The organism is Rathayibacter sp. PhB152, assembly GCF_003751395.1.
Lineage (GTDB): Bacteria > Actinomycetota > Actinomycetes > Actinomycetales > Microbacteriaceae > Rathayibacter > Rathayibacter festucae.
This window is the reverse complement of sequence record NZ_RJUT01000004.1, coordinates 509,652-531,492: the sequence shown is the minus strand read 5'-3', so window position 1 is coordinate 531,492 and position 21,841 is coordinate 509,652. Positions and strand designations below refer to the sequence as shown.

The window sequence follows — 21,841 nt, the reverse complement described above, 5'->3', positions numbered from 1 at the left end:
CTGGGACCAGTAGTCGGCCCCTCGAGAACGCTGCCCGTCCCCAGGGGGCGTACTCCTGGGACCAGTAGTCGGCCCGCACCTTCAAGAGGGGCCCCTCGACACTGGAACTGACCGAAAGCAACGACGACGCCCACTGGACCCACTAGGAGAACCCGTGTTCCTTGCGCTCCTCGCCGGCGCTCCCGCCGTGATCGGAATCCTCTGGCTCGTCAACCTGTCAGGAGACGGGTCCCAGGAGAAGGTGCGGCGAGACACCTGCATCGGCGCCCTCGTCGTCAGCGTGCTGTTCGTCGTCGGAGCCGTCGTCTACTGGTTCGTGCCGGTGGACACGAGCAACGATGCTCAGGGGTCGTTCGGCGCTTCCGCCCTCGTCGTCGCCGCGCTTCTCCTCAGCGGCATCCTCGGCCTCGTCCTCACCCTCATCCTCCGGCTCACGATGCCGGGAGAGGCCCGCGTCGATCGCAGGTGACGCTGAGCTCGGACGATCGGCTCGCCGCAGGCCGCGCAACGCGGCTCAGCGCGCCGTCTGAGCGCAGGTCCGGGCCGGGAGCCATTGCGGGATCCGGTCGGCGCTCCGCCCTACTCTCTCCCTCATGACGGACTACACCCGACCCGCTGTCGAGGACCGCGTCTTCACCGACGAGGCCGGCCGGCCGATCCCCTACGGGAACCGCTGGAGAGGAGGACCACCTCCGGACGAGAGCTACTCCGTCACCCGCGACACCGAGCGGTTCCGACCCGTCCACACGATCGCGGACGCCCTGCTCGAGTACCTCGCTCGCAGCTACGACGTCACGGTCGAGGACGACCCGGCCCTCGCGGCCCGGGACGAAGCCGAGATCTCCTGGGCCGCCCGTGCCGTCCGCGTGACCCCGCGATCGGTCGACGCCGCCCCGCTCACGATCGTCTGGACCGTCTTCCCCGGTGTCCTCCTCCACGCCGGAGCACTGCAGCGGTTCAACTACCCCGTCTGCGGCTGCGACGCCTGCGACGACGACTGGACCGCCCTCGCGGACGACCTCGAGCGAACCGTCCTCGACGTCGTCGCGGGACGCTACGAGGAGAGCATCACCGCTCACGACGACGGCATCACCGTCGCCTACCGCATCGGAGGCGGTGGTGAGCTGGGCATGTCGAGCGGCTTCACCAACGAGGAGGGCGTGCATGAGGTGACCAGTCACGATGGGCAGCAGCTGTCCGCGCCCTGGAGCCGGGCATGGCAGGCCTGGCCGGAACGCAGGCGTTGACGGACGCTCCGCACGGAGTCACCTCAGCAGGAGCGCGCCGGTCGGGCGACCGCGATCCCGCGCCGCCCTTGACCTCCCTCCCCTATCTTCCTATTCTTCGGTCATGCCCAGACGGAAGCAGGGAGCGGTCCTCCCCCTCGAGCTCGACCTCCTGGACGCGCTCATCGATGCGGGCGAGCCGACGCACGGCTTCGCTCTCGCCGCATCGCTCGCCAGTGGAGACGGCCGGCCGCTCACCGCGCACGGCACGCTCTACAAGGCGCTGGGGAGGATGCAGGAGCGCGGTCTCGTCTCATCGTCCTGGGAGGACAAGGCGGAGGCGAACGCGCAGGGCCGCCCTCCACGCCGCCGCTTCGAGGTGACCGGCGAGGGACGCGCCGTCGCCCACGCGGCCTCCGCTGCCCGCTCGGGCGCTGCCGGTCGTGCCCCGTTCGTCCTCGGTGGAACGGCGTGAGCGCCCGATCGTCGGCGGCGGTGCGCCGCTCCACGGTCGCCGCGCTGCGCTGGTGCCGCTTCTACACCCGCGGGCTGGATCCGCACTTCGCGACCGAGCGGGCGGAGGTGATCGCGTCCGACCTCTTCGAGCACACCCGGTGGGCCGAGGAGAGGGAGCAGGCTCCCCGCCGCACGGCTCGGCAGATCGCCTCGCGCACGGTCCGGGGCGCCGGGGCGGATCTGCTGTGGCGCCGCGCCCGACTCCACGAGGGAAGCGCGGAGATGCTCTTCGACGCGCGAGTGGGGTCGCTCTCCACCGCCCTCTGGGCTGTCGTGTTCGTGCTCGTCCTGGCCTCCGTCGTCGTCGGCGGGTGGGCGAGCATCCGCCTCATCACGGAGAGTCCGGTGCCGTTCGCGACGACGGCACCGGTGTTCGCGGCGACCGCCGTCGCCGCGCTGGCTCTGCTGCTGCTCCTGCACCAGCGGACACGCCGTGCCGGCGCCGTGCTGGGAGCGGTCGCCGTCTCGGTCCTCCCGACGGTCGGGGTCGACGCACTCTGGTACGTCAGCGCCACGGTCCCCGTGCTCGTGTCCTCGGTGCCCTCTCTCGACCTCCTTCTCCTGCTGCTGGGGAACGCGCAAGGACTCGTCCTGCTCGCCGCCGCCCTCTGCTGGTCCATCGCCCGACGCCCCACCGGAAGCCAGGTCACGACATGACGGATCCCCGCCCTCGAGGCACCACCCGGCTGCGCGCCACGATCGCCCTCGCCGCGGGAGGACTGCTCCTCACGGCAGGCCTCGGCGCCGTCCTCGCCGCCACCACGGCGTCGGCCGTCCAGGACTACGACGACCGCTTCGCCGCCGCGCGGGCGGCCGACCCGCCGGTCGTCGAGGAGGACGTCGCCTCGTCGCCGCTCCCCTCGATCACCCCCGCCGCCCACGAGCCAGACACGCCGTTCGAGGAGGCGACGCCGACCGCCGCCCCCGACGGGCACCGGTACGACCAGTGGGGCGTCCGCCTCTACGACGTCTCCGACGCACCGGACGACATCACCTACCCGGCGAGCCTCGTCGGCGACGAGCTCGGCAATGCGGTCAGCTGGGTCGACATGCAGCTGCGCATCGCCGGCTGCATGCGCGAGGAGGGCTTCGACTACACCTTCAAGCTGTGGTGGGAGCGCTCGCCCGAGGACCGGGGCTCCGAGCCCCTCGCGGAGGACAGCGAGGCCATGGCCGCCCTCTACGGCACGAACCTCACCTCGACCGGCCCCTACGACTGGACGCAGGCCGGCTGCCATGGCCGGATCGTGCACGAGATGGGCAACGACGACGCCCACTGATGCTCCGACGTCGGAGTCCCGCGACGTGCGTGTCCTCGCGGATCCGCGCCGACCGTGCGCCGCTCCCGTGGTGCGCTCAGACCTCGTCCTGCCGCGTCGTCCAGGCGATCAGGCGGCGGAGGATCTCGCGGTGCTCGGGCGACTCGAAGGAGCGGGCGTCGTGGCCGAGGGCGTCGTAGGCGACGCGGCCGTGGTCGTCGCCGGCCTCGCGCAGCCAGATGAGTGGGTGCTCGACGCCGTCGTGCTCGTGGACCGCGACGACCTCGTTGTCGGCGGCCGTGCGGAGTGACGTGTAGCGCTCGTCCTGCAGGACGAAGTCGCCGATCCCCGCGGTGAGCGGGTGCCCGAGGAGGCGGACGCGGGCCTCGCCGTGCTCGGGGTGGAAGGACGTCCCCCGCTCCCACCGGCCGCCGATCGCCTGCTCCCACTCCGGCGCGTCGACGAAGCTCGTCGAGGAGGCGTGCAGCGCGAGCACGGGGGCACCTGAGGCGAGCAGGTGTCGGAGGCCGGCCCGCGCGGTGGCGGCGGGCGACGGTGACCCGTCCCGGGGCAGCCCGACGTTGACGACGACGAGATCCGGAGCGTCCTCGAACCGCCGCAGCGCGTCGTCCACGTCCGGCGCGACGGTGAGCGCGAAGCCCGACGCGCGCAGGAGGCCGGCCACGCACTCCGTCGTCTCGTCGAAGGGATGCCAGGGGTCGTCGTAGCGGCCGGCACCAGCGCGGCCACTACCGGCGAGGACGAGGGCGGAGAGCATTCGCGACACGCTCGGGAGCCTAGGCGGCGTTCCTCAGCGCGTGCGTCGACGCCGCCCGGAGGCGCGGCGCTCCTGGCCGTCACTCCCCACTGGTCTGGACGCTCGCCACGCCGTCGCAGGTCACCGTCATCGCGGCGACGACCGCGGGGTCGTCCTGCGCGAGGGCGTCGCCGCCGCTCGTGACGGCGCCGTTGGTCGCGGTGCGCCCGTCGGCCGAGAGCTCCACCTGCGTCGAGGTGATGCTGTACCTCCCGTCGGCGTCCCGCGCGGCGAGGACGCCGGAGATCGAGTGGTGGCCGTCGGCGTCGGCTGTGCCGCAGGTGACGCCCGTGCCGGCGTCACCGAATCCGGCGAGGACGAACCGGTAGGGCTGCCCGTCGACGCCGATCGGCGTCACGAACGCGCAGTCGGTGAAGGCGAAGAGCGCAGCGGTCCTGCCGTCGCTGAGGACCGTCGCCGCGAGGGTCGGGCTCACCGCGACCGTCCAGCCGCGGTGGGTCGCCGGGCCCGCCAGCGTGTCCTGCTGCAGGAAGGTCGCGCCCGAGGCGGTGCGGATGCCGTAGTCGAAGCCGCCGTCCTCGTCGTAGAACGCCTGGTCCGCCCGGCCGTCGCCGTCGACGTCCCCGATCTCCGCCGTCGCGACGCCGGCCGGGACGGGGGTGTCGTTCGGGGTGCAGCCGGCCGACGACGCGGGCGGTGCGGACGACGGTGCCGACGCGGAAGGGCTCGCCGGTGCGGCGGTCGCGCTGGACGCGGCCGTCGACGTGGACGCCGAGGGCGGCGTCGAGGGCGCCGTCGACGCCTGCGTCTCCTCAGCCGCCCCCGTCGAGCAGCCCGTCACGCCGGCGAGTCCGCCGATCACCGCGACGGAGAGCACGAGCAGACGGGGCGTGAACGGACGGGACTTCCTGCTTGCCGAACGGACCATGACGACCTCCTCGTTCACGATAGGACTGCCGCGCCGCTCGCGCCTCCTCGGGATCTCCGCCTCGCCGTCTCCCGGTCTCCCGGCGCCGGCTCAGCGTCCCGGCAGGGCGTCGAGCGACCGGGAACGGGCGGCGAGGAGCTCGGCGTAGGTGCCGTCCCGCTCCGCCCAGCGCAGCCGCTGCGCGGCCCGGACGACGATCTCGTCCGGGGTGGGCTCCTGGGTCAGGAGCTCGAGGACCTCGTCGAGGTAGGCGTCGAGGGGCAGGGCCGCCGGATTGACCGCCTCCTGGCCCGCGGTCGCGACGGCCGGCGGGACGAGCTCGGTCACCCGGACGCCCGTGCCGGCGAGCTGCGCCCGCAGCGACTCGGTGTAGGCGTGGACGCCCGCCTTCGACGCGCCGTAGCTGGGCATCAGCGGGAACGGCAGGAAGGCGATGCCCGAGGAGACGGTGACGATGTCGCCGCCGCCCCGGCCGAGGAGGTGCGGGGTGAAGGCGTCGACGGCGCGGATCGTGCCGAGCAGATTGACCGCGACGGTCCGCTCCGCGGTGGCGAAGTGAGCGGGGTCGCGGAGGTCCTCCTGGAGCAGGACCCCGGACATGGTGACGACCGTGTCGAGGCCGGGATGCGCCGCCAGCACCTCGTCCCTGGCGCGGGTCACGGAGTCGGCGTCGGTGACGTCGATCCGGACGGTCTCGAGGTCGTCGACCCGGTCGGTGTCGCGCCCGCCGACGACGACGGTGCTGCCGGCGGCGGCGAAGCGGCGGGCGAGGCCGAGGCCGATGCCCGAGGTGCCGCCGATGACGAGGACGGTGCGGTCGGTGATGTCCATGGCGTCTCCTCCTGGGGAACGGGTCCGTGCTGAGCGGGCCCGCAGGTGACGGGTCCGTGCTGAACGGCTCGGCTCGATGGTCGTCGGCGCCGCCGGAGGCAGCCAGGTCCCGGCGGATCCGGGGAGTGGCAGGGCCTCTCTCCGCGCGCGACGGGGTGGGTATCGTCGGCCCCATGGATGTCGACGCACCGGCGAACGCGCTCGGCGAGTACCTGCAGGCCCGGCGTGCGCTCGTCGCTCCCGAGCGGGTGGGCCTGCCGTCGGGGACGCGGCGGCGGGTGCCGGGCCTCCGCCGCGAGGAGGTCGCCCTCCTCGCCGGCATCAGCGCCGACTACTACGTCCGGCTCGAGCGAGGCCGCGACGACAACCCCTCCGCGCAAGTGCTCGAGGCCCTCGCCCGCGTCCTGCAGCTGGACGACGTCGAGACCGCCTGGCTGCACGACCTCGCCGCGCCGAAGCCCCGCGTGCGGCGGCGCGCACGGCCGACGGAGCAGGTCCCCGCGCGGCTGCACCACCTCCTCGCCGCACTCGAGGTCCCCGCGTTCGTCGAGGGCCGCTACTTCGACGTCCTCGCCTCGAACCGGGCGGCCGTGTCGCTCTCGCCGCGACTCGCCCCCGGCCACAACCGCCTGCGGTCGCTGCTGCTCGATCCGGAGGAGCGCCTGTTCCACCGCGACTGGGAGACGGCGGTCGAGTCGTTCGTCGGCGTGGCCCGGCAGACCCTCGGCCAGGACGCGAGCGACCCCCGTGCGGTCGAGCTCGTCGGCGAGCTCTCCCTCGCCAGCGCCCGCTTCCGCACCCTCTGGGCCCGGCACGACGTCCGCCCGCTCCGCGGCGGTACCGCGACGATCGACCACCCCCGCGTCGGTCCCCTCGACCTGCACCGCGAGAAGCTGCCGGTCGACGGGCTCGTCCTGGTGATCTACTACCCCGACGAGCACGGCGACAGCGCCGACCGCCTCCGCCTGCTCGCGGCCTGGGACGGCAGCACCCCCGAGTCCGCCCTCGGGTCCCGCGACTGACGGTCCCCGGGAGCGGACGACGTCAGAGCCGCGGCGCCCGCGGGGACGGTGCCGGAGTCACGGTCCGCGGCGGACGCTCCCCCTCGGGCTCCGGCTCGTCGGTGAGGCGCAGCCCGCCCGGGGCGTAGGAGTCCGCGATCCAGCGCCGCACCCAGGCCCGGTTGAGGACGACGCGATCGGCACTGGCGTACCGGAACCGGAGCACGCTCGCGGGATGCAGCCAGATCGAGGTGCGACCGCTGCCCACGGCCGGCAGGTCCTTCCAGGAGAGGTAGAAGCTCTCGCCCCGGCCGAGCTTGGTGCCGATGACGACCTGGAGGTGACCGAGGAGGCGGTCCTCGAAGTCCACGTCGAGCCGCGAGTCGTAGACGAGTCGTCCCATGGGGATCCTGACGTCGGGTGCATCCGGAATGGATGCTGTGGCCACGCGAAAGGGGTCCGGATGGGGTCGGAACGGAGGCTACGCCCGAACGGGCCGGAATCCTCACGCTTCGTCGATATCGGTGCGACATCCCCCTCCTGGGTCCGCCGAGCGCTTCCCAGAGCGACTCGCGAGGTCTAGGTTGCAGACACACGGGGTTCCGGATCCGAACCGGAGGCCGCGAGGAGGGGGCTCACTGTCCTGGCGGCGCCGCCTCTGCGCGGGTTCCCGTCGGCTGCGCGCACTCCGGCGTGACCGACGGGCGCCGCAGTGCGGAGCCGACCCGACCCGCGCGGCAGTGCGAGCGCCTCGCACCGCAGGACGAGCGGCGGGTCCGCGGCACGGCTCCCCCGGCACTCCTGTCCGCAAGCGGACATGTCCGCTAGAGGATCTTGCCGCGGGCACTCCCCCACTGCGACACTCGCCCCGATGAGCACACACGGCGTCCGCGACCCCCGCCCCTCCGACGTCGCGAGGCGCACCGTGCTCGGGGCGGCCTGGTCGACCCCGGTCGTCGCGGTCGCGACCGCCGCGCCGATGGCGGCGGCCAGCACCGCCGGGCTCACCGCCCGCCTGTCCTGGGACGGCCCGAGGGGCGTCCAGACGGAGTCGTCCCTCCTCTTCCTCACCCTGGAGTCGCCCCCGCGCGGCACTCCGGTCGTCCGCGGGACCGGCACTCTCACCCTGACCGTCCTCGAGGAGTACGCCTTCTCCCCCGCGAAGTCGGTCGTCGCACCGACGGGGTGGACGGTGATCAACGACAACGGCCGGACGATCACGATCCTCGCTCCCGACGGCGTGAGCGCGGGGACGAAGGGCTTCAACGTCGAGTGGGGCGAGCTGTCCGGCAACTGGACGACCACGGCCACCTGGACCGAGAGCGAGGTCACCGGCTCCGTCTCGTCGACCATCGAGGTCGGGCCGCGGGGCTTCCCCGTGCTCGAGTGGCTGACGAACCCCGCCGTCTTCGGCGGGACATCGACGCTCCGGCTGCTGGTGCCCGCCGACTGCTACGCGATCGGCTACCCCGGGCTCCTGCTGATCCCCGCGGAGTTCTTCGACGCGTCGACGATCGCCCTGCCCGCGGGCTGGACCGTCGTCGACGAGGACAGCGCCGCGTTCGCCTACCTCACCGGTCCGACCGTCGCCGGCGCGGCCGACTTCGCCTTCACGTTCGGCCCGGGCTCGACCGCGACCAGCCCGGTCGTGCAGTGGATCTCCCCGACGGCACCGGGGACGACGCCGATCCAGCCCCGCCCGCCCCTCCGGCTCACGCCCGCCTGACGCGCCGCCGCCGGCAGCGCACCCATGCTGATCGAGTAGCCCGCGAAGCGGGCGTATCGAGATCCACCATCACCGACACGTCAGGCGACAGCGGGTATCGACACGACCCTGCGGCGCTGCTCGACCGGCGTGCAGGGGGCGCCGGCTAGGCCGGGTTCGACTTCAGCAGCCGGGTGACCGCGATCATGGCGCCGCCCACCACCGCGGGGATCCCGCCGCCGGGGTGCACCGACGCTCCGACCCGCCACAGCCAGGGCCGCAGGCGGTCGTGGTACGCGGGCCGGTGGAAGGGCCCGCTCTGCCAGGAGGGCCGCGCCGCGCCGTAGAGCGCGCCGTGCGGTTCGCCGCCCTCGCCGTAGTACTGCGGATCGAGCACCGTCTGCTCGTCGAGGAGGTCGGTGAGGAGCCCGTCGAGCCCCATCGCCCGCGAGACGCGCTCGACCTCGCGCCGGACGAAGGGGTGCTCGGCGGTGTACCGGCCGCCGTCGGCGGGCGCGGTGAGCAGGACGCCGAGGGTGCTGTGCGGATTCGGGTACACCTCGCCCGCGCGGTACTGGTTGACGAACACCATGGTGTCCGCCGGCTCGTCGCCCGCCTCGAGGCTGCGGTGGAGCGCGGCGGGCCGCGTCGGCAGCACCACGCTGTGCGTCGCGATGCTCGCCGGCAGCTCCTCCCGCAGCACGCCGTACAGCGCGATCGCCGAGCAGGAGAGGGTGCGGGGGCGCAGGCGGGGCAGCGCCGAGATCCGCGAGGGCCCCGTCAGCGCCTCGAGCCGGTCCGCGTCCAGGGCGCTGACGACGAGGTCGGCGGAGTAGTGCCCGGCGTCCGTGGTGACCGACCCGCGCTCGATGCGGACGACCGCCTCGCCGGTGCGCACCTCGACGCCGGCCGCCTCGGTCAGCCGGCCCAGCGCCAGCACGATCTCGTAGACGCCGCCGCGGGGCACCCAGGCCCCGGTCTCCGCCATGATCGCGGGCATGCTCGCGTAGAGGGCGGGGGTGCGCGCAGGCGAGACACCCGCGTTCAGGGTGTGGATCGCGATGATCTCGCGCAGCCCGTCCGGCAGCCAGGGCAGGCCGTCGAGGTAGGCGCGCGTGGTGAGGCGCGAGCCGTAGACGGCCAGCAGCCGGCGCAGCGCCGGGAGGGCGGCCCGGTCGAGCGGATCGGCGAGCAGCAGCTCGGTCACGTCGTCGGCGAGGGGCGCGTGCAGCTCCGAGAAGCGCCGCCAGGCCGGGTACCAGGGGTGGTCCGGCGCGACCGGCAGCGAGGTCTCCTCGCCGTCGTAGTAGTAGCGGCCCACCTCAGGCATCCGCACCAGGTCGAGCCGGCCGGCGTCCCGGACGCGCTCGGGGGCGCGCTCGCCGTCGCCGAGGCGCCGCCGCAGCTCGTCCCACACCGCCGGGAACGTCACCAGGGACGGCCCGGTGTCGATGCGGTCCTCGCCCAGCTGCAGGCGGCGGCTCTTGCCGCCGAGCTCGGCGGAGGCCTCGAGGAGGGTGACCCGGTGGCCGGCGTGCGCGAGCAGCGCGGCCGCGGTGAGCCCGCCGATCCCGCCGCCGACGACGACGATGCGGCTCATGCGGAGCCTCCCAGCACGATCGAGACCAGCAGCAGGACCCCGGCGAAGGAGCCGGCGATGTACGGGAAGGCGACCGACAGGCGGTACAGCCGGTGACCGGTCTCCGGCGTCGGGTCGCGCAGCAGGCGCACGACGAGGACGCCCGCGATCACGAGGTTGACCGCGGCGACCGGCACGCTCACCAGGGCGAACAGCACCGTGGAGACGATCCACCACGCCCCGCTCCACAGGGCCGTCCCGCGCGCCCCGAGCCGCACCGCGGTGGTGGTGATGCCCGCGTCGCGGTCCTCCACGATGTCCTGCACTGCGTCGAAGGCGTGCTTGGCCACGCTCCAGGCCATCAGCCCAATGGCGGCCGGCCAGACCGGCGACACCTCGAAGGCGGCGGGCACGATGACCAGCGGCAGCGCGTAGGCCGCGTTGCTCAGCGAGTCCAGGAAGGGTCGCGCCTTGAAGCGCAGCGGCGGTGCGGAGTAGAAGACGAAGACACCGGCGTAGAGCAGGATCGCGGCGTTCGCGAGCGGCGGCAGCGCGAGGAGGAAGTAGACCAGGAACGGGACGTTCGTCGCCCCGACGGCCCAGGCGATCAGCCGCACCTCGGACTGCCGGATCCTGGCGCCCTCGATCGAGCCCTTGCGGGGATTGGACGCGTCCGTGTCCTGGTCGTAGACGTCGTTGACGCCGTAGATCAGCAGATTGAACGGCAGGGTGAGCCACAGGATGATCGGCAGGGCGCGCAGGTCGAACAGCGCGCCGGTGAGCCAGACGGCGACGAGCCCGGAGCCGATGGTGTTGATCCAGAGCACCGGGCGCGAGATGTGCACGAGGCGGCGCACGACCGCGCCGATCGCGAGCGGTGCGGTGCTCGCCGTCCGCTCACTGCCATCAGTCACTCGCCCGAGGCTACCCGGCCCCTCGACGCCGGGTGATGACTTGCGGGCCACACTGGGGGGATGCGTATGATGCTCGCCACCGCCGGCACCCGAGGCGATGTGGAGCCGTTCGCGGCCCTCGCCCGGCACGCCGTCGCCCGCGGTCACGAGGTCCAGCTGGCCCTGCCCGACGACGCGGACGCCCCCCAGGGCGTGGACACCGTGGCCCTCGGCCTGGACGCTCGGCGGGTGCTCTCCCCCGCCGGCCGCACCCCGTGGGCGCTCGCGAACCACCTGCGCCGGGAGGTGCGGCCCGCGATGCGGCGGATGCTCGCCACCGCGGTGCGGGAGACTCTGGCCTTCGAGCCCGACGTGGTGGTCCACCATCCGCTGATCCTCAGCGCGCCGATGGCGGCGGACGCGCTCGGCGTGCCCCGCGTGCTGGTGGAGTTCGCGCCGGTGGCCACCCCGAGCGAGCGGTTCCCCGCCGCCGGCGGTCCGACGGCCACCCGCGACCTCGGCACCTTCAACCGGCACACCTACGCCGTGCCGCGCAGCGCCGCCCGGCTCTTCGAGGCCGACGTGGCGCGCGCCGCCGCCGAGCTGCCGGGCGGGCGTCGTCCGGACCGGCGGTCGCCGTCGCGCGCGACGCTCATGGCGGTGAGCCCCGCGCTGCTGCCGCGCCCCGACGACTGGCCGGAGCGGGTGCACCAGACGGGAGCGTGGTTCGCGGAGTCGGCCACGTCCATCGACCCCGCGGTCGCCGAGTTCCTGGCCGGCGGACCCTTCCTCGTCGCGTCGTTCGGCTCGATGGCGACCGGAGACGCCTCGGCTCGCGGCGACGCGATCGTCACGGCCGCCCGCGCCCACGGCCTGCGGGTGCTGCTCGTCACCGGGTGGGGCGGACTCGCGCTGCCGGCCGAGTGCAGCGGCCCCGACGTGCTGGCGGTGCGGTCGGCGCCGTTCGACGCGGTCCTTCCGGGTGCCGCGCTCGCCGTGCACCACGGCGGGGCCGGCACCTCGCACGCCGTCGCCCGGGCCGGCGTGCCCGCCGTCGTCGTGCCCGTCACCGCCGACCAGCCGTTCTGGGCCGCCCAGCTGCACCGGCAGGGTCTCGCCGCCGCACCGGTCCCGCTGCGCCGCCTCTCGGCCGCGACCCTCGTGCCCGCGATGAGCGACGCCCTGTCCCGGCGGGAGCGGGCGGCGGAGGTGGGCCGTCTCCTGCGGACCGAGCACGGGGTCCAGCGAGCGGTCGAGGTGCTCGAAGCGCTCTGACTCGAGGCGCTCTGTGGCGGGCTCTCGACCCGTCGGCAGCGTCGTCCCGCGGGGCGTGCGGCACAATCCCGTGGCCGAGGAGGAGGTCGAGATCGTGCTGATCGAGACCGTCACCACCGCGCACACCGGCGACGTCGTCGTCGCCGGCACCGTACCGATCGCCGCGCAGCTGAACCGCTCCTCCGAGCCCGGGGCCTAACCGCTCACTCGACGCCGGAGCCGCCCTGCTCGACGCCGGGTTCCGATCGCCGGGCCTCCGCCCGGGTGTAGTCTCTCCTCATCTGAGGTAAAAAGCAGTCCGCGCTCGTCCGCGGTCTGTGCGCACACGCGGCATCGAGTGATCCGCCACTTCTTCCCCGTGAAGGAGTGCGCCCATGGTGCTCGACGCCCCCGATCCGCCCCGCGAGGCACGGCCCCACGCCGCCTGCGCGAGGAGCGGATCGCCCTCACCGGCCGGTCGGCCGCGTCCCTGCTCGGGATGCTCGACAGCTCGATCCTCATCGTCGCCCTGCCCACCCTCGGCCGCGACCTGCACGCGTCGACCGCGGGCCTGCAGCGGGTGACCGGCGCCTCCTCGGTCGCGACCGGCGGCCGCCGTCCTCGCGGGGACCGGCTTCGTGATCCGTCAGCGCGCCGCCCGACCTCCTCCGCTTCCAGGACGCGACCACCGTCGCCGCCCCGACCCTCGCTCTCGCCGCCGCGGTGCTCGTCGCCGCCGGCGCCCTCCGTTCCCGCACCACCTCGACCCAGGAGACCACCGATGTCCGACATCCTCACGCCGCCGCCCTTCGACCCCGAGCTCGCGACCTTCCTCGACCGGCTGCAGGAGCGCGGACCCTTCACCCTGACCACGGCGATGCTCCCGCGCATGCGCGAGCTGGAGACGACGGAGCAGGAGCTCGACGACGCACTGCGCGCCCGCGGCCTCGAACGGCGCACCATCACCGTCCCCGGGCACGACGGTGATCCGATCGACCTCGGCATCCTCCAGCGCGCCGGTCGCACCGGCACCGCCCCCTGCTTCTTCACCATTCACGGCGGCGGCATGATGTTCGGCCACTACCTCGGGAACCTCGACTCCTACGACGACTGGCTGCTCACCCACGACGTCGTCCTCGTCACCGTCGACTACCGCCTCGCCCCCGAGCACCCCGATCCCTACCCCGTGGAGGACTGCTACGCCGGTCTTGTCTGGACCGCCGAGCACGCCGACGCACTGGGCGTCGACCCCGACCGCATCGTCCTGGTCGGCCAGAGCGCCGGTGGCGGACTCGCCGCGGGCACCGCCCTGCTCGCGCGCGACCGCCGGGGACCGTCGGTCCTGGCCCAGATCCTGATCTCCCCGATGCTCGACGACAGCGATTCGACCGTCTCGACGAGGCAGATCGACGGGATCGGCGTCGCCGGCCGAGCCATGACCCGGTTCGGCTGGGACGCCTACCTCGGCGCCCGGCGCGGCGGCGAGGACGTCTCCGTCTACGCCGCGCCCGCACGAGCGGGCGACCTGTCCGGACTCCCCCAGGCCTACCTCGACTGCGGCAGCGCCGAGGTGTTCCGGGACGAGACGGTCGCCTACGCGAGCCGCCTCTGGGAAGCCGGAGTCCAGGCGGAACTCCACGTCTGGCCCGGAGCGTTCCACGGCTTCACCAGCATGATGCCCGGCGCCGAGCTGTCCCGCGCCGCCGTCACCGCGCTGGCCCGGTGGACGACCCGCCTCCTGGAGGGACGACCGTGAGCGGCGAGCGGGCGGGGCGCTGAGCGGTTCGCGCGCCGCCCGTCCGCCGGGTCGGGCCGCGTCCCGCAGCGCGCGCCCGTCCTCCGCGGGGACTGCGACCTCAGGGGGAGGCTCGCGCCGAGCCCCGCGGCTACCGTGAAGGGATGACTTCGAACGAGAATCCCGCCGCGCCGGTCGCGGTCTGGTACTTCGTGGGAGCGACGTTCGTCGCCGCCCTGCCGATGATCCTGCTCCCGGACCTGCCCTGGCCGCTGCGCCTGGGCAGCATCGCGCTCGCGCTCGCCCTGATCGCGGGCGGCGGTGCGCAGCTGCGCCGCGAGAAGCGCGACGCCGCCCGTCGCGGGGACCAGCCGCCCGAGGCGTAGCGCCGGCCTCCGGAGAAGCCGAGCGCCGCCGCGCCCGGCTTCCCCGGTCGAGAGCGTCGACTCCTCATCCCGGACCCTCTCCACTCCGCTGTGCGACACCGGCGGGGCGGGGCGGATGATGGTCGGATGAACCGCACCGATCGTCTCTACGGGCTCGTCGAGGAGCTGCGAGCGGTCTCGCCCCGGCCGCGGAGCGCACGCCGCCTCGCCGAGCGGTTCGAGGTGTCCGTGCGGACCATCGAGCGGGATCTGTCCGCGCTGCAGCAGTCCGGACTGCCGATCTGGGCGGAGCCGGGCCGGACGGGCGGCTACGTCATCGACGCGTCCGCGACCCTCGGCCCCGCGGGATTCACACTCGACGAGGCCCTCGCCGTGCTGATCGGCCTCAGCGCGCTGGAGCGCAGTCCCTTCCGTCACGCAGCCCGGACCGCCGCCCGGAAGACGCTCGCGGTCCTGCCGGACGGGGAGGCCGCCCGTGTCGGCGCGGTTGCCTCGCGGGTGCACTTCCTCGAGAGCGAGGAGGAAGCGGTCGTTCCGGCGGAGTTCGCGACAGCCCTTCGAGCGGAGCGGGTCGTCCGGCTCCGCTACCGGGACAGCAGCGGTGCGGAGTCCGTGCGCGACATCGAACCGCTGGGCTCGATCGGAAAAGAGGAGCACTGGTACCTGATCGCCTGGTGCCGGCTGCGCGAGGGGGTCCGCGCGTTCCGCGGCGACCGCATGCTGTCGGTCGAGATGACCGAGGAGCGGACCCCGCAGCGGACCCTCCGAGCCGAGGACCTCGCGCTCCAGTACGGACGGCTGCGGTCCGTCGTCGACGGCTGATCCGGCGTGCGGATCTCCCGGAGACGCCGACGATCTCCGGAAACACCGACAGGACGGTGTCGCGACGACCGGCGAGCCTGGTGCGACGGCCTCACCCTCACCGGCCGCACCCTCACCCCTGAAGGAGCTCCATGTCGTTCACCTCCCTCCGCATCGTCACCGACGACCTCGAAGGCCTGGTGGCCTTCTACGAGAAGGTCATCGGCCGACCAGCCGAGCGCCCGGCGCCGGTCTTCGCGCAGTTCACCGGAGCGGGCGCGACCCTCGCCATCGCCCACACCGCGACGGTCGGGATGCTCCACGGCGCCGTCACCCCTGCGTCGAACCACTCCGTCCTGCTCGAGTTCGAGGTGGCCGACGTGGACCGCGCCTTCACCGAGCTCGGACCCGGGAGCGAGGACGTGGTGCTCGCGCCGACCACCATGCCGTGGGGCAACCGCTCCGCCCTCGTCCGCGACCCGGACGGCAACGTCGTCAATCTGTTCAGCAGCCCCGCCCGCCCCGGACCTCCTCCGACGCCCTCTTCCGGACATGACCGCTAGAGGACGTTGCGGCCCGGATCGGGCAGCTGTCACGGTTCGAGAGCGACCGATGACGGTCGGCCCCACCCGACCTGAAAGCCGCCCATGCGCTCCGCTTCCCTCCCGACCACCGCCGACATCCCTCCGTCCCGCACTCCCCGGCGACTGGCAGCCGTGCTCACCACCGTGACCACGACGGTCGCACTGCTCCTCACCGGCGTCGGACCCGCCGCCGCCGCGGAGACACCGCCGACGGCGCCCGCGGGCGGGATCGCGATCTGGGGCTGGAACTACTACGGCCAGAAGAACGTCCCCGCCGACGTGGGCGGCCTCGTCGCCGTCTCGGGGGGCGGCTTCCACAGCGTCGGCCTGCGGGACGACGGGACGGTCGTCTCCTGGGGGAACGACCGGTCGGGCCAGACCGCGGTCCCCGGCGACCTGAAGCCGGTCATCGCGGTCGGCGCGGGATGGATCCACAGCCTCGCCGTGCAGAACGACGGGACCGTCATCACGTGGGGCGGCCAGGGATCGGGAGAGATCGTCCCTCCCGCGGGCCTGACCGATGTCGTCGCCGTCGCCGGCGGCGAGCAGTTCAGCCTCGCGCTGCAGAAGAGCGGCACCGTCGTGGGCTGGGGGCAGGATGCGACGACGAGCAACGCCGTCCCGGCGGGCCTGACCGGCGTCACGGCCATCGCGACCGGCTTCGATCACAGCCTCGCGCTGAAGGACGACGGCACGGTGGTCGCCTGGGGCACCGGACCGCAGGTCACGGGCATGCCGGCCGGCCTCAGTGGCGTGGTCGGCATCTCGGCCGGCTGGTACCACAGCCTCGCGGTGAAGAGCGACGGGACCGTCGTCGCGTGGGGGTCGGACGAGTACGGGCAGACCGATGTCCCGGCGAACCTGACGGACGTCGTCGCGGTGTCCGGCGGCGCGCGACACAGCCTCGCCCTCCGGAAGGACGGGAGCGTCGTCGGCTGGGGCAGCAACGAGGACGGGCAGCTCGATCAGCCCATCGGCGTCGTCGGTGCCCGCCCCACCGCGCTCGTCGCTGGCGGCTACCACAGCATGGCGCTCGGCGCCCGACCGGCCCTCACGGCGGACGCTCCCCCGGCGACCACGGAGGTCGGGGCCCCCTACTCGTACACGTTCACGGCGGACTCCGCCTCCGCCACCTTCTCCCTCGCCTCCGGCAGCCTCCCGCCCGGCCTGACCCTCGATCAGGCGGGCGAGCTGTCCGGCGCGCCGACCGAGCCGGGCGACTCCACCTTCACCGTGGCGGCGAGGACGAGCTTCGGCAGCACCAGCGGCGCCCAGCACACGATCCGCGTCGCCGCGACCGCGGTGGTTCCCTCGCTCTCGGGAGACGCCCCCGCCGGCACGGTCGGAACCGCCTACGACTTCGGCTACACGATCACCGGCACGCCGGCGCCGACCGCCACCCTGCTGTCCGGCAGCCTTCCGCCCGGCCTGTCCCTCAGCTCGAGCGGTCGCGTCACCGGCACCCCGACCGCGGCGGGGACGTCCTCGTTCACCGTCCAGGTCTCGAGCAGCGCGGGCTCCGCGCAGCTCGCCGACTCCCTCACGATCGCGCCGACGGCCGTCGCGCCGAGCATCTCGGGGACGGTCGCGGCCGGCATGGTCGGCTCGGCGTACGACTACACCTACACGGTCACCGGCTCCCCCGCCTCGGCGGTGTCACTGAAGTCCGGGACGCTCCCGCCCGGACTCGCCCTCGAGCCGACCGGCCGCCTCTCCGGCACGCCCACCACGGCGGGCACCTTCGTGTTCACCCTCCAGGCGACCAACGCCGCCGGGAGTGCGACGGCGACCAGCACGCTGACCGTGTCGCCGCAGAAGGTGACCGCGCGCGCCGATCTGCGCGTCGACCTCTCCGGGCCGACGTCCGCGGTCAAGGGAAGGACCGCCGTCTACACCCTCACCACGACGAACGCCGGGCCGTCCACCTCGAGCAGCGTCTTCTCGAAGGTCGTCCTCCCGCCGAACACGCAGTTCGTGTCCGCCACCGGCACGTACACCCGCGTCGGGAACCTCGTCGTCTTCCAGCGCTCGAAGCTCACGAACGGGCAGAGCGTCACCGAGAAGATCACGGTCACGGCGACCGCCACCGGGAAGGGCACCGCGCTCGCGACGACGTTCTCGGTCAGGACCCCCGATCCGTCGATCCGCAACAACGCCGACACCGCGGCCACCACGGTGCGCTGAACCTCGGCGGACGAGGGAGGCGGGCGGTCCTCGCCGACCACCCGCCTCCCTCACCGTCCTCCCTCGGAACCGCCGGAGCACCTCGACGCTCAGGGCCGGAAGACCGCCCGCACGCACCCGTCGGTCTTCTCCTTGAACATGGCGTAGCCGGCGGGGCCGTCCTCGAGCGGCATCACGTGCGTGGCGAGGTGCTCGGTGACGATCTCGTCCCGCGCCATCCTCTCGAGGAGCATCGGGATGTACCGGTGCCCGTGCTGCTGAGCGGACCGGAGCGTGAGGCCCTTGTTCATCACCGCCCCCAGGGGGAACTTGTCGACGAAGCCGCCGAAGACGCCCAGCACGAAGACGCTGCCGCCCTTGCGCGCGGCGAAGATCGCCTCACGCACGGCAGTGGGCCTGTCCGTCTGCAACCGCAGCTGCTGCTTCAGCTGGTCGTAGGCGAAGTCGGGACCGTCGCGGTGCGCCTCCATGCCGACCGCCTCGATGCACACGTCGGGGCCGCGTCCGCCCGTCAGCTCGCGGAGCTCGGCCGTCACCTCGCTGGTCTCGTAGTTCATGGTCTCCGCGCCGATGACCTGCTCGACCTGGGCCAGCCGCTCCTGGAAGCGGTCGATCACGATGACGCGCTCGGCGCCGAGCAGCAGCGACGCGCGCGCCGCCATCTGCCCGACACCGCCGGCGCCCCAGACCGCGACGGTGTCTCCGGGCCGGACGCCGCCGAGGTCCGCTCCCATCCACCCGGTCGGAGCGGCGTCGGAGGCGAAGAGCGCCCTCTGGTCGCTGATGCCGTCAGGGACGGGGAAGGCGCCCTGGTCCGCGTACGGCACGCGGATGTACTCGGCGTGGCTGCCGGCCCACCCGCCCAGCGCGTGGGAGTAGCCGTAGCAGCCGCCGGGCGCCTGCCCCCAGAGCATCTCGGGGATCCCCGCGTTCGGGTTGCCGTTGTCGCACAGGGAGTAGAGCTCGTTGCGGCAGTACCAGCACTTCCCGCAGCTGATGAACGAGCAGACCACGACACGGTCACCGACCCGGTGCTTCGTGACGGCCGATCCGACCTCGACGATCTCGCCGATGAACTCGTGCCCGAGCACGTCGCCCGCTCGCATGGTCGGGACGTACCCGCCGAGGAGGTGGAGATCCGAGCCGCAGCTCGTGCTCAGGGTCACCTTGACGATCGCGTCCTGAGCATTGAGGATCCCGGGATCCTCGACGGTCTCGACCGAGAGCTCGTTCACTCCGGTCCAGCACAGAGCCTTCACAGCACACCCTCGCCCTTCGCCTCGTCCTCTGCCTTGTCGACCGCGCCACCGAGCAGGGTGTGCGGTCGTTCTCCGTGCGGTCTCGGGGTCGCCCGCAGGACCTCGCCCGTCTCGAAGATCTGCTTGGCGTCGCGCAGAGCCTCCCGCAGCGCCTTGCCCGGGTCGTCGCCCACCCCGGCATCGGCACCCTCGCGGACCCGGGCGTGCACCTCGAAGCCCTTGTCGCCGGGGGCCGGATCGATCCGGATCTCGAGCGACTCCGCCAGACGCGCCAGCGGCTCGGGATACCCGCCGCTCTCGAAGTCCCGGGCCTCGCCCAGGACGGTGACCGCCTTCCACCCCTCCGGGTGGGCCCCGTCCCCGTCGGACTCCCGTTCCTTCTTCACGAGGGAACGGGCGACGAGGCCGGCCGCGACGCCTGCGAGGCCGACTCCGACAGCCGCAGCCGCTCTTCCCGCCATGATCACGCCGCCTTTCCCGGCTTGAGGACGACCTTGGTCCACCCGTCGTCCCGGTTGTCGAAGTGCTCGTAGGCGTCCGGAGCCTGCTCGAGCGGCAGCTCGTGACTGACGAGGAACGACGGGGTCGCCTTTCCCGCGGCGATCAGATCGCGGAGCCGGCGGTTGTACTTCTTGACGGGCGCCTGTCCGGTTCCCATGGTCTGGCCCTTGAACCAGTGCAAGCCGATGTCGAAGGCGATCCGCCCCTCCTTCGCGAGCTCGTCGGGAGCACCGGGGTCCTGCGGCACGAAGACGCCGACGGTGCCGATCCGCCCGGTGAAGCGCACCGACTGGACCAGACGGTTCAGCGTGAGGTTCGGCTGCTCGTCGCCGCCGGAGTCGTGCGCCTGATAGCCGACGCACTCGCAGCCGTTGTCGGCGCCGAGCCCCATCGTGTGCTCGAGCACGGCCCGCACGGGGTCGACCTTCGAGTCGTCGATCGCGATCGCGCCGAGGGACTCCGCCAGTCGGAGACGATCCGGGTGCCGATCCACGACCATGACCTTGCTCGCGCCCTTGATGGTGGCCGACAGCGCGGCCATCAGGCCGACGGGGCCGGCACCGTAGATCACGGTCTGGTCCCCCGGCTTCACCCCCGCCATCTCCGTCGCGTGATAGCCGGTCGGGAAGATGTCGGCGAGCATCACGTAGTCGGCGGCCTTCTCCTCCGCGTCCTCTCCCAGCCGGAGGCAGTTGAAGTCGCCCCACGGCACCCGCAGCAGCTCGGCCTGGCCTCCGGCCCACGGACCCATGTCGGCGAATCCGTAGGCCGCGCCGGCCCATTCCGGGACGGGCTGAGCGGTGAGGCAGTAGTTGGTCAGCCCGCGCTCGCAGTTCTTGCAGTGCCCGCACGCCACGTTGAACGGCAGGACGACGTGATCCCCCACCGCGACCTTGTCGACGCCGTCGCCGACCTCGATCACCTCGCCCATGTTCTCGTGACCGAACCACCGCCCGGTCTCGAAGCTGGTGCGCCCCTCGTACATGTGCAGGTCGGACCCGCAGATGTTCGTGGTCGTGATGCGCACCAGCACGTCGGTGGAGCGCTCGATGCGCGCATCCGGGACGTCTCTCACCGCGACTCTGCGCGGCCCCTCGTACACCACTGCTCTCATGCTCGTTTCCCTCCCGTGCGTGACGTTCCGTGGAAGCCGCCGCAGGTCGGTCGACCCGGCGACACCTCGATCTCACGCCCTGCGGAACGGAAGGCACCATCGGCAGGACTGCCGATGCGGTCTTCCGTCGAGGGGGTCCCCGTGAAGGGGCTCCCGGTGGTACCCCAGTAGCAACGGTCTTCGGACAATCCCTTCGCTTCCCCTGCCCCCGGTCCTGAGGTGGTCGAGTCCCGTGTCACGCACTGCTGCGCTCCAGCTCGCCGAGACGGCCGCGCGCCCCGGCCCGGTCCGCGAGCGGGCGCAGGCGATGCTGGACGAGCTGCACCAGCACATCCCCTTCGACGGCGCGTGGCTGGCGCTGGCCGAGCCGAACGGCACGGGGTACCGCTCGGTCGCGAGCACCGACCTCGACGAGTCCTGCGTCCGCTACCTCAGCGGCCCGCAGATGGCGCTCGACATCGAGAGGACCGGCGCCGATCGCGAGCGGCCTCCCCTCAGCCTGTCGGACGTGCCCTACTCGCCGAGGGACCTGCAGACCTGGGCGGAGTGCCTGCTCCCCGCGGGATTCCACGAGACCCTGTCCGTCGCCCTGTTCGAGGACGGGGGCCGGCACGTGGGCTTCATGACGGTGCTGTTCCGGAGCGCGGCATCGCCGTCGCAGGCGGTCCGCCGACGCCTCGCTCGACTCCTGCCGACGCTCACCTCGGGCATCGACCCCGTCCGCTCGCTCGCCGCGTCGGCCTCGGTCGTCGGCGGAGCCGGAGCAGGCGTGGTCCTCCTCCCCGACCACGGCGTCGCCTCCCTTCCGGGCCTCTCCGCGGACGAGCTGCTCGCCGCCGATTCGGCTCTGATCGACGCCGCGAGGGACGCCCTCGCCGAGGGGCGGAACTACGCCTCGTTCCTCTGGCCCCGCGGACGCCGGCAGTCGCCGGACGGCTACGTGCGGGTGACCGTGCTGGCCTGCGAGAGAGAACTCACCGCAGTGACCCGCGGAGTCGTCGTGCTCTCCCCCGCGACGCGCCTGCGGGGCCTGACACCGCGGGAGCTGGAGGTGCTGGGCCACGTGATCGAGGGGTGCTCCAATCTCGAGATCGCCCGGGCGCTGAGAGTCGCTCCCCGCACGGTCGCCGCTCACCTCGAGCACATCCTCGTCAAGCTGGACGCCACGTCGCGCACGCTCGCGGCCGTCCGCGCCGAGCGCGCCGGCCTCTACGTCCCCCTCTCGCGAGCCCGGGCCGGGTGAGCCCTCCCCGGACGAGTTCCGCGCGGAGCATCGCGGCACTGCGCGACCGGACGACGAACCACCG

General features: G+C 73.2%; 24 protein-coding genes. 15 read left to right on the top strand and 9 right to left on the bottom strand.

Translation table 11 applies throughout. The annotated features are described in order from the left end of the window. The first annotated feature begins 154 nt into the window (after positions 1-154). The 5 genes from EDF36_RS12500 to EDF36_RS12480 all read left to right on the top strand — a co-directional run bounded on the left by EDF36_RS12500 (position 155) and on the right by EDF36_RS12480 (position 3,022). Complete coding sequence (locus EDF36_RS12500; RefSeq protein ID WP_123733244.1) at positions 155-469, top strand: hypothetical protein; 315 nt, start codon at positions 155-157, stop codon at positions 467-469. A 124-nt stretch (positions 470-593) separates the two neighbouring features. Beyond that, a complete protein-coding gene (locus tag EDF36_RS12495; protein ID WP_123733243.1) occupies positions 594-1,247 on the top strand; it encodes a DUF6226 family protein in 654 nt (217 codons plus the stop codon). Positions 1,248-1,350: 103 nt separating this feature from the next. After that, on the top strand, positions 1,351-1,701 hold the full coding sequence (locus tag EDF36_RS12490) for a PadR family transcriptional regulator (protein WP_185020456.1): 351 nt from the start codon (positions 1,351-1,353) through the stop codon (positions 1,699-1,701). Then, positions 1,698-2,399, top strand: coding sequence for a hypothetical protein (locus EDF36_RS12485; RefSeq protein ID WP_123733241.1), 702 nt, complete (start codon positions 1,698-1,700; stop codon positions 2,397-2,399). Before EDF36_RS12490 ends, EDF36_RS12485 begins: the two co-directional genes overlap by 4 nt. Then, positions 2,396-3,022 carry a hypothetical protein gene (locus tag EDF36_RS12480; protein ID WP_123733240.1) on the top strand — a complete coding sequence of 209 codons (627 nt, stop codon included), beginning with the start codon at positions 2,396-2,398 and terminating at the stop codon, positions 3,020-3,022. Before EDF36_RS12485 ends, EDF36_RS12480 begins: the two co-directional genes overlap by 4 nt. A gap of 76 nt (positions 3,023-3,098) precedes the next feature. Here the strand turns inward: EDF36_RS12480 and EDF36_RS12475 are convergent, their stop codons facing one another. From EDF36_RS12475 to EDF36_RS12465, 3 genes are all read right to left on the bottom strand, one after another. Next, entirely contained in the window at positions 3,099-3,779 is a 681-nt protein-coding gene (locus EDF36_RS12475) for a ThuA domain-containing protein (RefSeq protein ID WP_123733239.1), read from the bottom strand. Positions 3,780-3,858: 79 nt separating this feature from the next. Continuing rightward, positions 3,859-4,707 carry a hypothetical protein gene (locus tag EDF36_RS12470; protein WP_148060036.1) on the bottom strand — a complete coding sequence of 283 codons (849 nt, stop codon included), beginning with the start codon at positions 4,705-4,707 and terminating at the stop codon, positions 3,859-3,861. A 90-nt stretch (positions 4,708-4,797) separates the two neighbouring features. Next, the gene (locus EDF36_RS12465; protein ID WP_123733237.1) at positions 4,798-5,538 is read right to left on the bottom strand and encodes an SDR family oxidoreductase; all 741 of its coding nucleotides are present in this window, start codon (positions 5,536-5,538) and stop codon (positions 4,798-4,800) included. A 173-nt stretch (positions 5,539-5,711) separates the two neighbouring features. Between EDF36_RS12465 and EDF36_RS12460 the strand changes: the two genes are divergently transcribed. Then, positions 5,712-6,560, top strand: a complete 849-nt coding sequence (locus EDF36_RS12460; protein ID WP_123733236.1) for a helix-turn-helix domain-containing protein — start codon at positions 5,712-5,714, stop codon at positions 6,558-6,560. A gap of 22 nt (positions 6,561-6,582) precedes the next feature. Here the strand turns inward: EDF36_RS12460 and EDF36_RS12455 are convergent, their stop codons facing one another. Then, entirely contained in the window at positions 6,583-6,942 is a 360-nt protein-coding gene (locus EDF36_RS12455) for an ATP-dependent DNA ligase (RefSeq protein WP_123733235.1), read from the bottom strand. A gap of 468 nt (positions 6,943-7,410) precedes the next feature. On the opposite strand from EDF36_RS12455, the gene EDF36_RS12450 reads away from it, so the two are divergent. Beyond that, positions 7,411-8,265, top strand: coding sequence for a hypothetical protein (locus EDF36_RS12450; protein ID WP_123733234.1), 855 nt, complete (start codon positions 7,411-7,413; stop codon positions 8,263-8,265). Positions 8,266-8,410: 145 nt separating this feature from the next. Here EDF36_RS12450 and EDF36_RS12445 read toward each other — a convergent pair whose 3' ends face one another. After that, positions 8,411-9,844 carry an NAD(P)/FAD-dependent oxidoreductase gene (locus tag EDF36_RS12445; RefSeq protein WP_123733233.1) on the bottom strand — a complete coding sequence of 478 codons (1,434 nt, stop codon included), beginning with the start codon at positions 9,842-9,844 and terminating at the stop codon, positions 8,411-8,413. Next, positions 9,841-10,737: a UbiA family prenyltransferase gene (locus tag EDF36_RS12440; protein WP_123733232.1), complete on the bottom strand. Its 897-nt coding sequence runs from the start codon at positions 10,735-10,737 to the stop codon at positions 9,841-9,843. Before EDF36_RS12440 ends, EDF36_RS12445 begins: the two co-directional genes overlap by 4 nt. A 60-nt stretch (positions 10,738-10,797) precedes the next feature. Between EDF36_RS12440 and EDF36_RS12435 the strand changes: the two genes are divergently transcribed. The 7 genes from EDF36_RS12435 to EDF36_RS12405 all read left to right on the top strand — a co-directional run bounded on the left by EDF36_RS12435 (position 10,798) and on the right by EDF36_RS12405 (position 17,660). Next, positions 10,798-11,991, top strand: coding sequence for a glycosyltransferase (locus EDF36_RS12435; protein WP_123733231.1), 1,194 nt, complete (start codon positions 10,798-10,800; stop codon positions 11,989-11,991). Between the two features lie 13 nt (positions 11,992-12,004). Beyond that, positions 12,005-12,190 (top strand): hypothetical protein, encoded by a 186-nt coding sequence (locus EDF36_RS12430; protein WP_123733230.1) that lies wholly within the window; start codon positions 12,005-12,007, stop codon positions 12,188-12,190. A gap of 561 nt (positions 12,191-12,751) precedes the next feature. Continuing rightward, positions 12,752-13,726 carry an alpha/beta hydrolase gene (locus tag EDF36_RS12425; protein ID WP_123733229.1) on the top strand — a complete coding sequence of 325 codons (975 nt, stop codon included), beginning with the start codon at positions 12,752-12,754 and terminating at the stop codon, positions 13,724-13,726. A 143-nt stretch (positions 13,727-13,869) separates the two neighbouring features. Next, a complete protein-coding gene (locus tag EDF36_RS12420) occupies positions 13,870-14,091 on the top strand; it encodes a hypothetical protein (protein WP_123703975.1) in 222 nt (73 codons plus the stop codon). Between the two features lie 126 nt (positions 14,092-14,217). Continuing rightward, positions 14,218-14,913, top strand: a complete 696-nt coding sequence (locus tag EDF36_RS12415) for a YafY family protein (protein ID WP_123733228.1) — start codon at positions 14,218-14,220, stop codon at positions 14,911-14,913. Positions 14,914-15,044: 131 nt separating this feature from the next. After that, the gene (locus tag EDF36_RS12410; protein WP_123733227.1) at positions 15,045-15,455 is read left to right on the top strand and encodes a VOC family protein; all 411 of its coding nucleotides are present in this window, start codon (positions 15,045-15,047) and stop codon (positions 15,453-15,455) included. 153 nt (positions 15,456-15,608) lie between these two features. Continuing rightward, positions 15,609-17,660: a putative Ig domain-containing protein gene (locus EDF36_RS12405; protein WP_221181648.1), complete on the top strand. Its 2,052-nt coding sequence runs from the start codon at positions 15,609-15,611 to the stop codon at positions 17,658-17,660. 89 nt (positions 17,661-17,749) lie between these two features. On the opposite strand, the gene EDF36_RS12400 is transcribed toward EDF36_RS12405, so the two are convergent. Genes EDF36_RS12400 through EDF36_RS12390 form a run of 3 tightly spaced genes read right to left on the bottom strand, consistent with a single transcriptional unit; the run spans position 17,750 to position 20,495 of the window. Then, positions 17,750-18,919 carry a zinc-dependent alcohol dehydrogenase gene (locus EDF36_RS12400; protein WP_123733225.1) on the bottom strand — a complete coding sequence of 390 codons (1,170 nt, stop codon included), beginning with the start codon at positions 18,917-18,919 and terminating at the stop codon, positions 17,750-17,752. Further along, positions 18,916-19,380 carry a hypothetical protein gene (locus EDF36_RS12395; protein ID WP_148060035.1) on the bottom strand — a complete coding sequence of 155 codons (465 nt, stop codon included), beginning with the start codon at positions 19,378-19,380 and terminating at the stop codon, positions 18,916-18,918. Before EDF36_RS12395 ends, EDF36_RS12400 begins: the two co-directional genes overlap by 4 nt. 2 nt (positions 19,381-19,382) lie before the next feature. Further along, a complete protein-coding gene (locus tag EDF36_RS12390; RefSeq protein ID WP_397459900.1) occupies positions 19,383-20,495 on the bottom strand; it encodes a glutathione-independent formaldehyde dehydrogenase in 1,113 nt (370 codons plus the stop codon). A gap of 271 nt (positions 20,496-20,766) precedes the next feature. Between EDF36_RS12390 and EDF36_RS12385 the strand changes: the two genes are divergently transcribed. Further along, complete coding sequence (locus tag EDF36_RS12385) at positions 20,767-21,777, top strand: LuxR C-terminal-related transcriptional regulator (RefSeq protein WP_123733222.1); 1,011 nt, start codon at positions 20,767-20,769, stop codon at positions 21,775-21,777. The last annotated feature ends 64 nt before the right edge of the window (positions 21,778-21,841 follow it).

Coding starts and splice junctions, on each gene's coding strand:
- EDF36_RS12450 (WP_123733234.1), top strand. CDS start 7,411: ATGAGCACACACGGCGTCCGCGACCCCCGCCCCTCCGACGTCGCGAGG.
- EDF36_RS12480 (WP_123733240.1), top strand. CDS start 2,396: ATGACGGATCCCCGCCCTCGAGGCACCACCCGGCTGCGCGCCACGATC.
- EDF36_RS12410 (WP_123733227.1), top strand. CDS start 15,045: ATGTCGTTCACCTCCCTCCGCATCGTCACCGACGACCTCGAAGGCCTG.
- EDF36_RS12445 (WP_123733233.1), bottom strand. CDS start 9,844: ATGAGCCGCATCGTCGTCGTCGGCGGCGGGATCGGCGGGCTCACCGCG.
- EDF36_RS12495 (WP_123733243.1), top strand. CDS start 594: ATGACGGACTACACCCGACCCGCTGTCGAGGACCGCGTCTTCACCGAC.
- EDF36_RS12465 (WP_123733237.1), bottom strand. CDS start 5,538: ATGGACATCACCGACCGCACCGTCCTCGTCATCGGCGGCACCTCGGGC.
- EDF36_RS12425 (WP_123733229.1), top strand. CDS start 12,752: ATGTCCGACATCCTCACGCCGCCGCCCTTCGACCCCGAGCTCGCGACC.
- EDF36_RS12470 (WP_148060036.1), bottom strand. CDS start 4,707: ATGGTCCGTTCGGCAAGCAGGAAGTCCCGTCCGTTCACGCCCCGTCTG.
- EDF36_RS12420 (WP_123703975.1), top strand. CDS start 13,870: ATGACTTCGAACGAGAATCCCGCCGCGCCGGTCGCGGTCTGGTACTTC.
- EDF36_RS12415 (WP_123733228.1), top strand. CDS start 14,218: ATGAACCGCACCGATCGTCTCTACGGGCTCGTCGAGGAGCTGCGAGCG.
- EDF36_RS12395 (WP_148060035.1), bottom strand. CDS start 19,380: ATGGCGGGAAGAGCGGCTGCGGCTGTCGGAGTCGGCCTCGCAGGCGTC.
- EDF36_RS12490 (WP_185020456.1), top strand. CDS start 1,351: ATGCCCAGACGGAAGCAGGGAGCGGTCCTCCCCCTCGAGCTCGACCTC.
- EDF36_RS12475 (WP_123733239.1), bottom strand. CDS start 3,779: ATGCTCTCCGCCCTCGTCCTCGCCGGTAGTGGCCGCGCTGGTGCCGGC.
- EDF36_RS12435 (WP_123733231.1), top strand. CDS start 10,798: ATGCGTATGATGCTCGCCACCGCCGGCACCCGAGGCGATGTGGAGCCG.
- EDF36_RS12455 (WP_123733235.1), bottom strand. CDS start 6,942: ATGGGACGACTCGTCTACGACTCGCGGCTCGACGTGGACTTCGAGGAC.
- EDF36_RS12460 (WP_123733236.1), top strand. CDS start 5,712: ATGGATGTCGACGCACCGGCGAACGCGCTCGGCGAGTACCTGCAGGCC.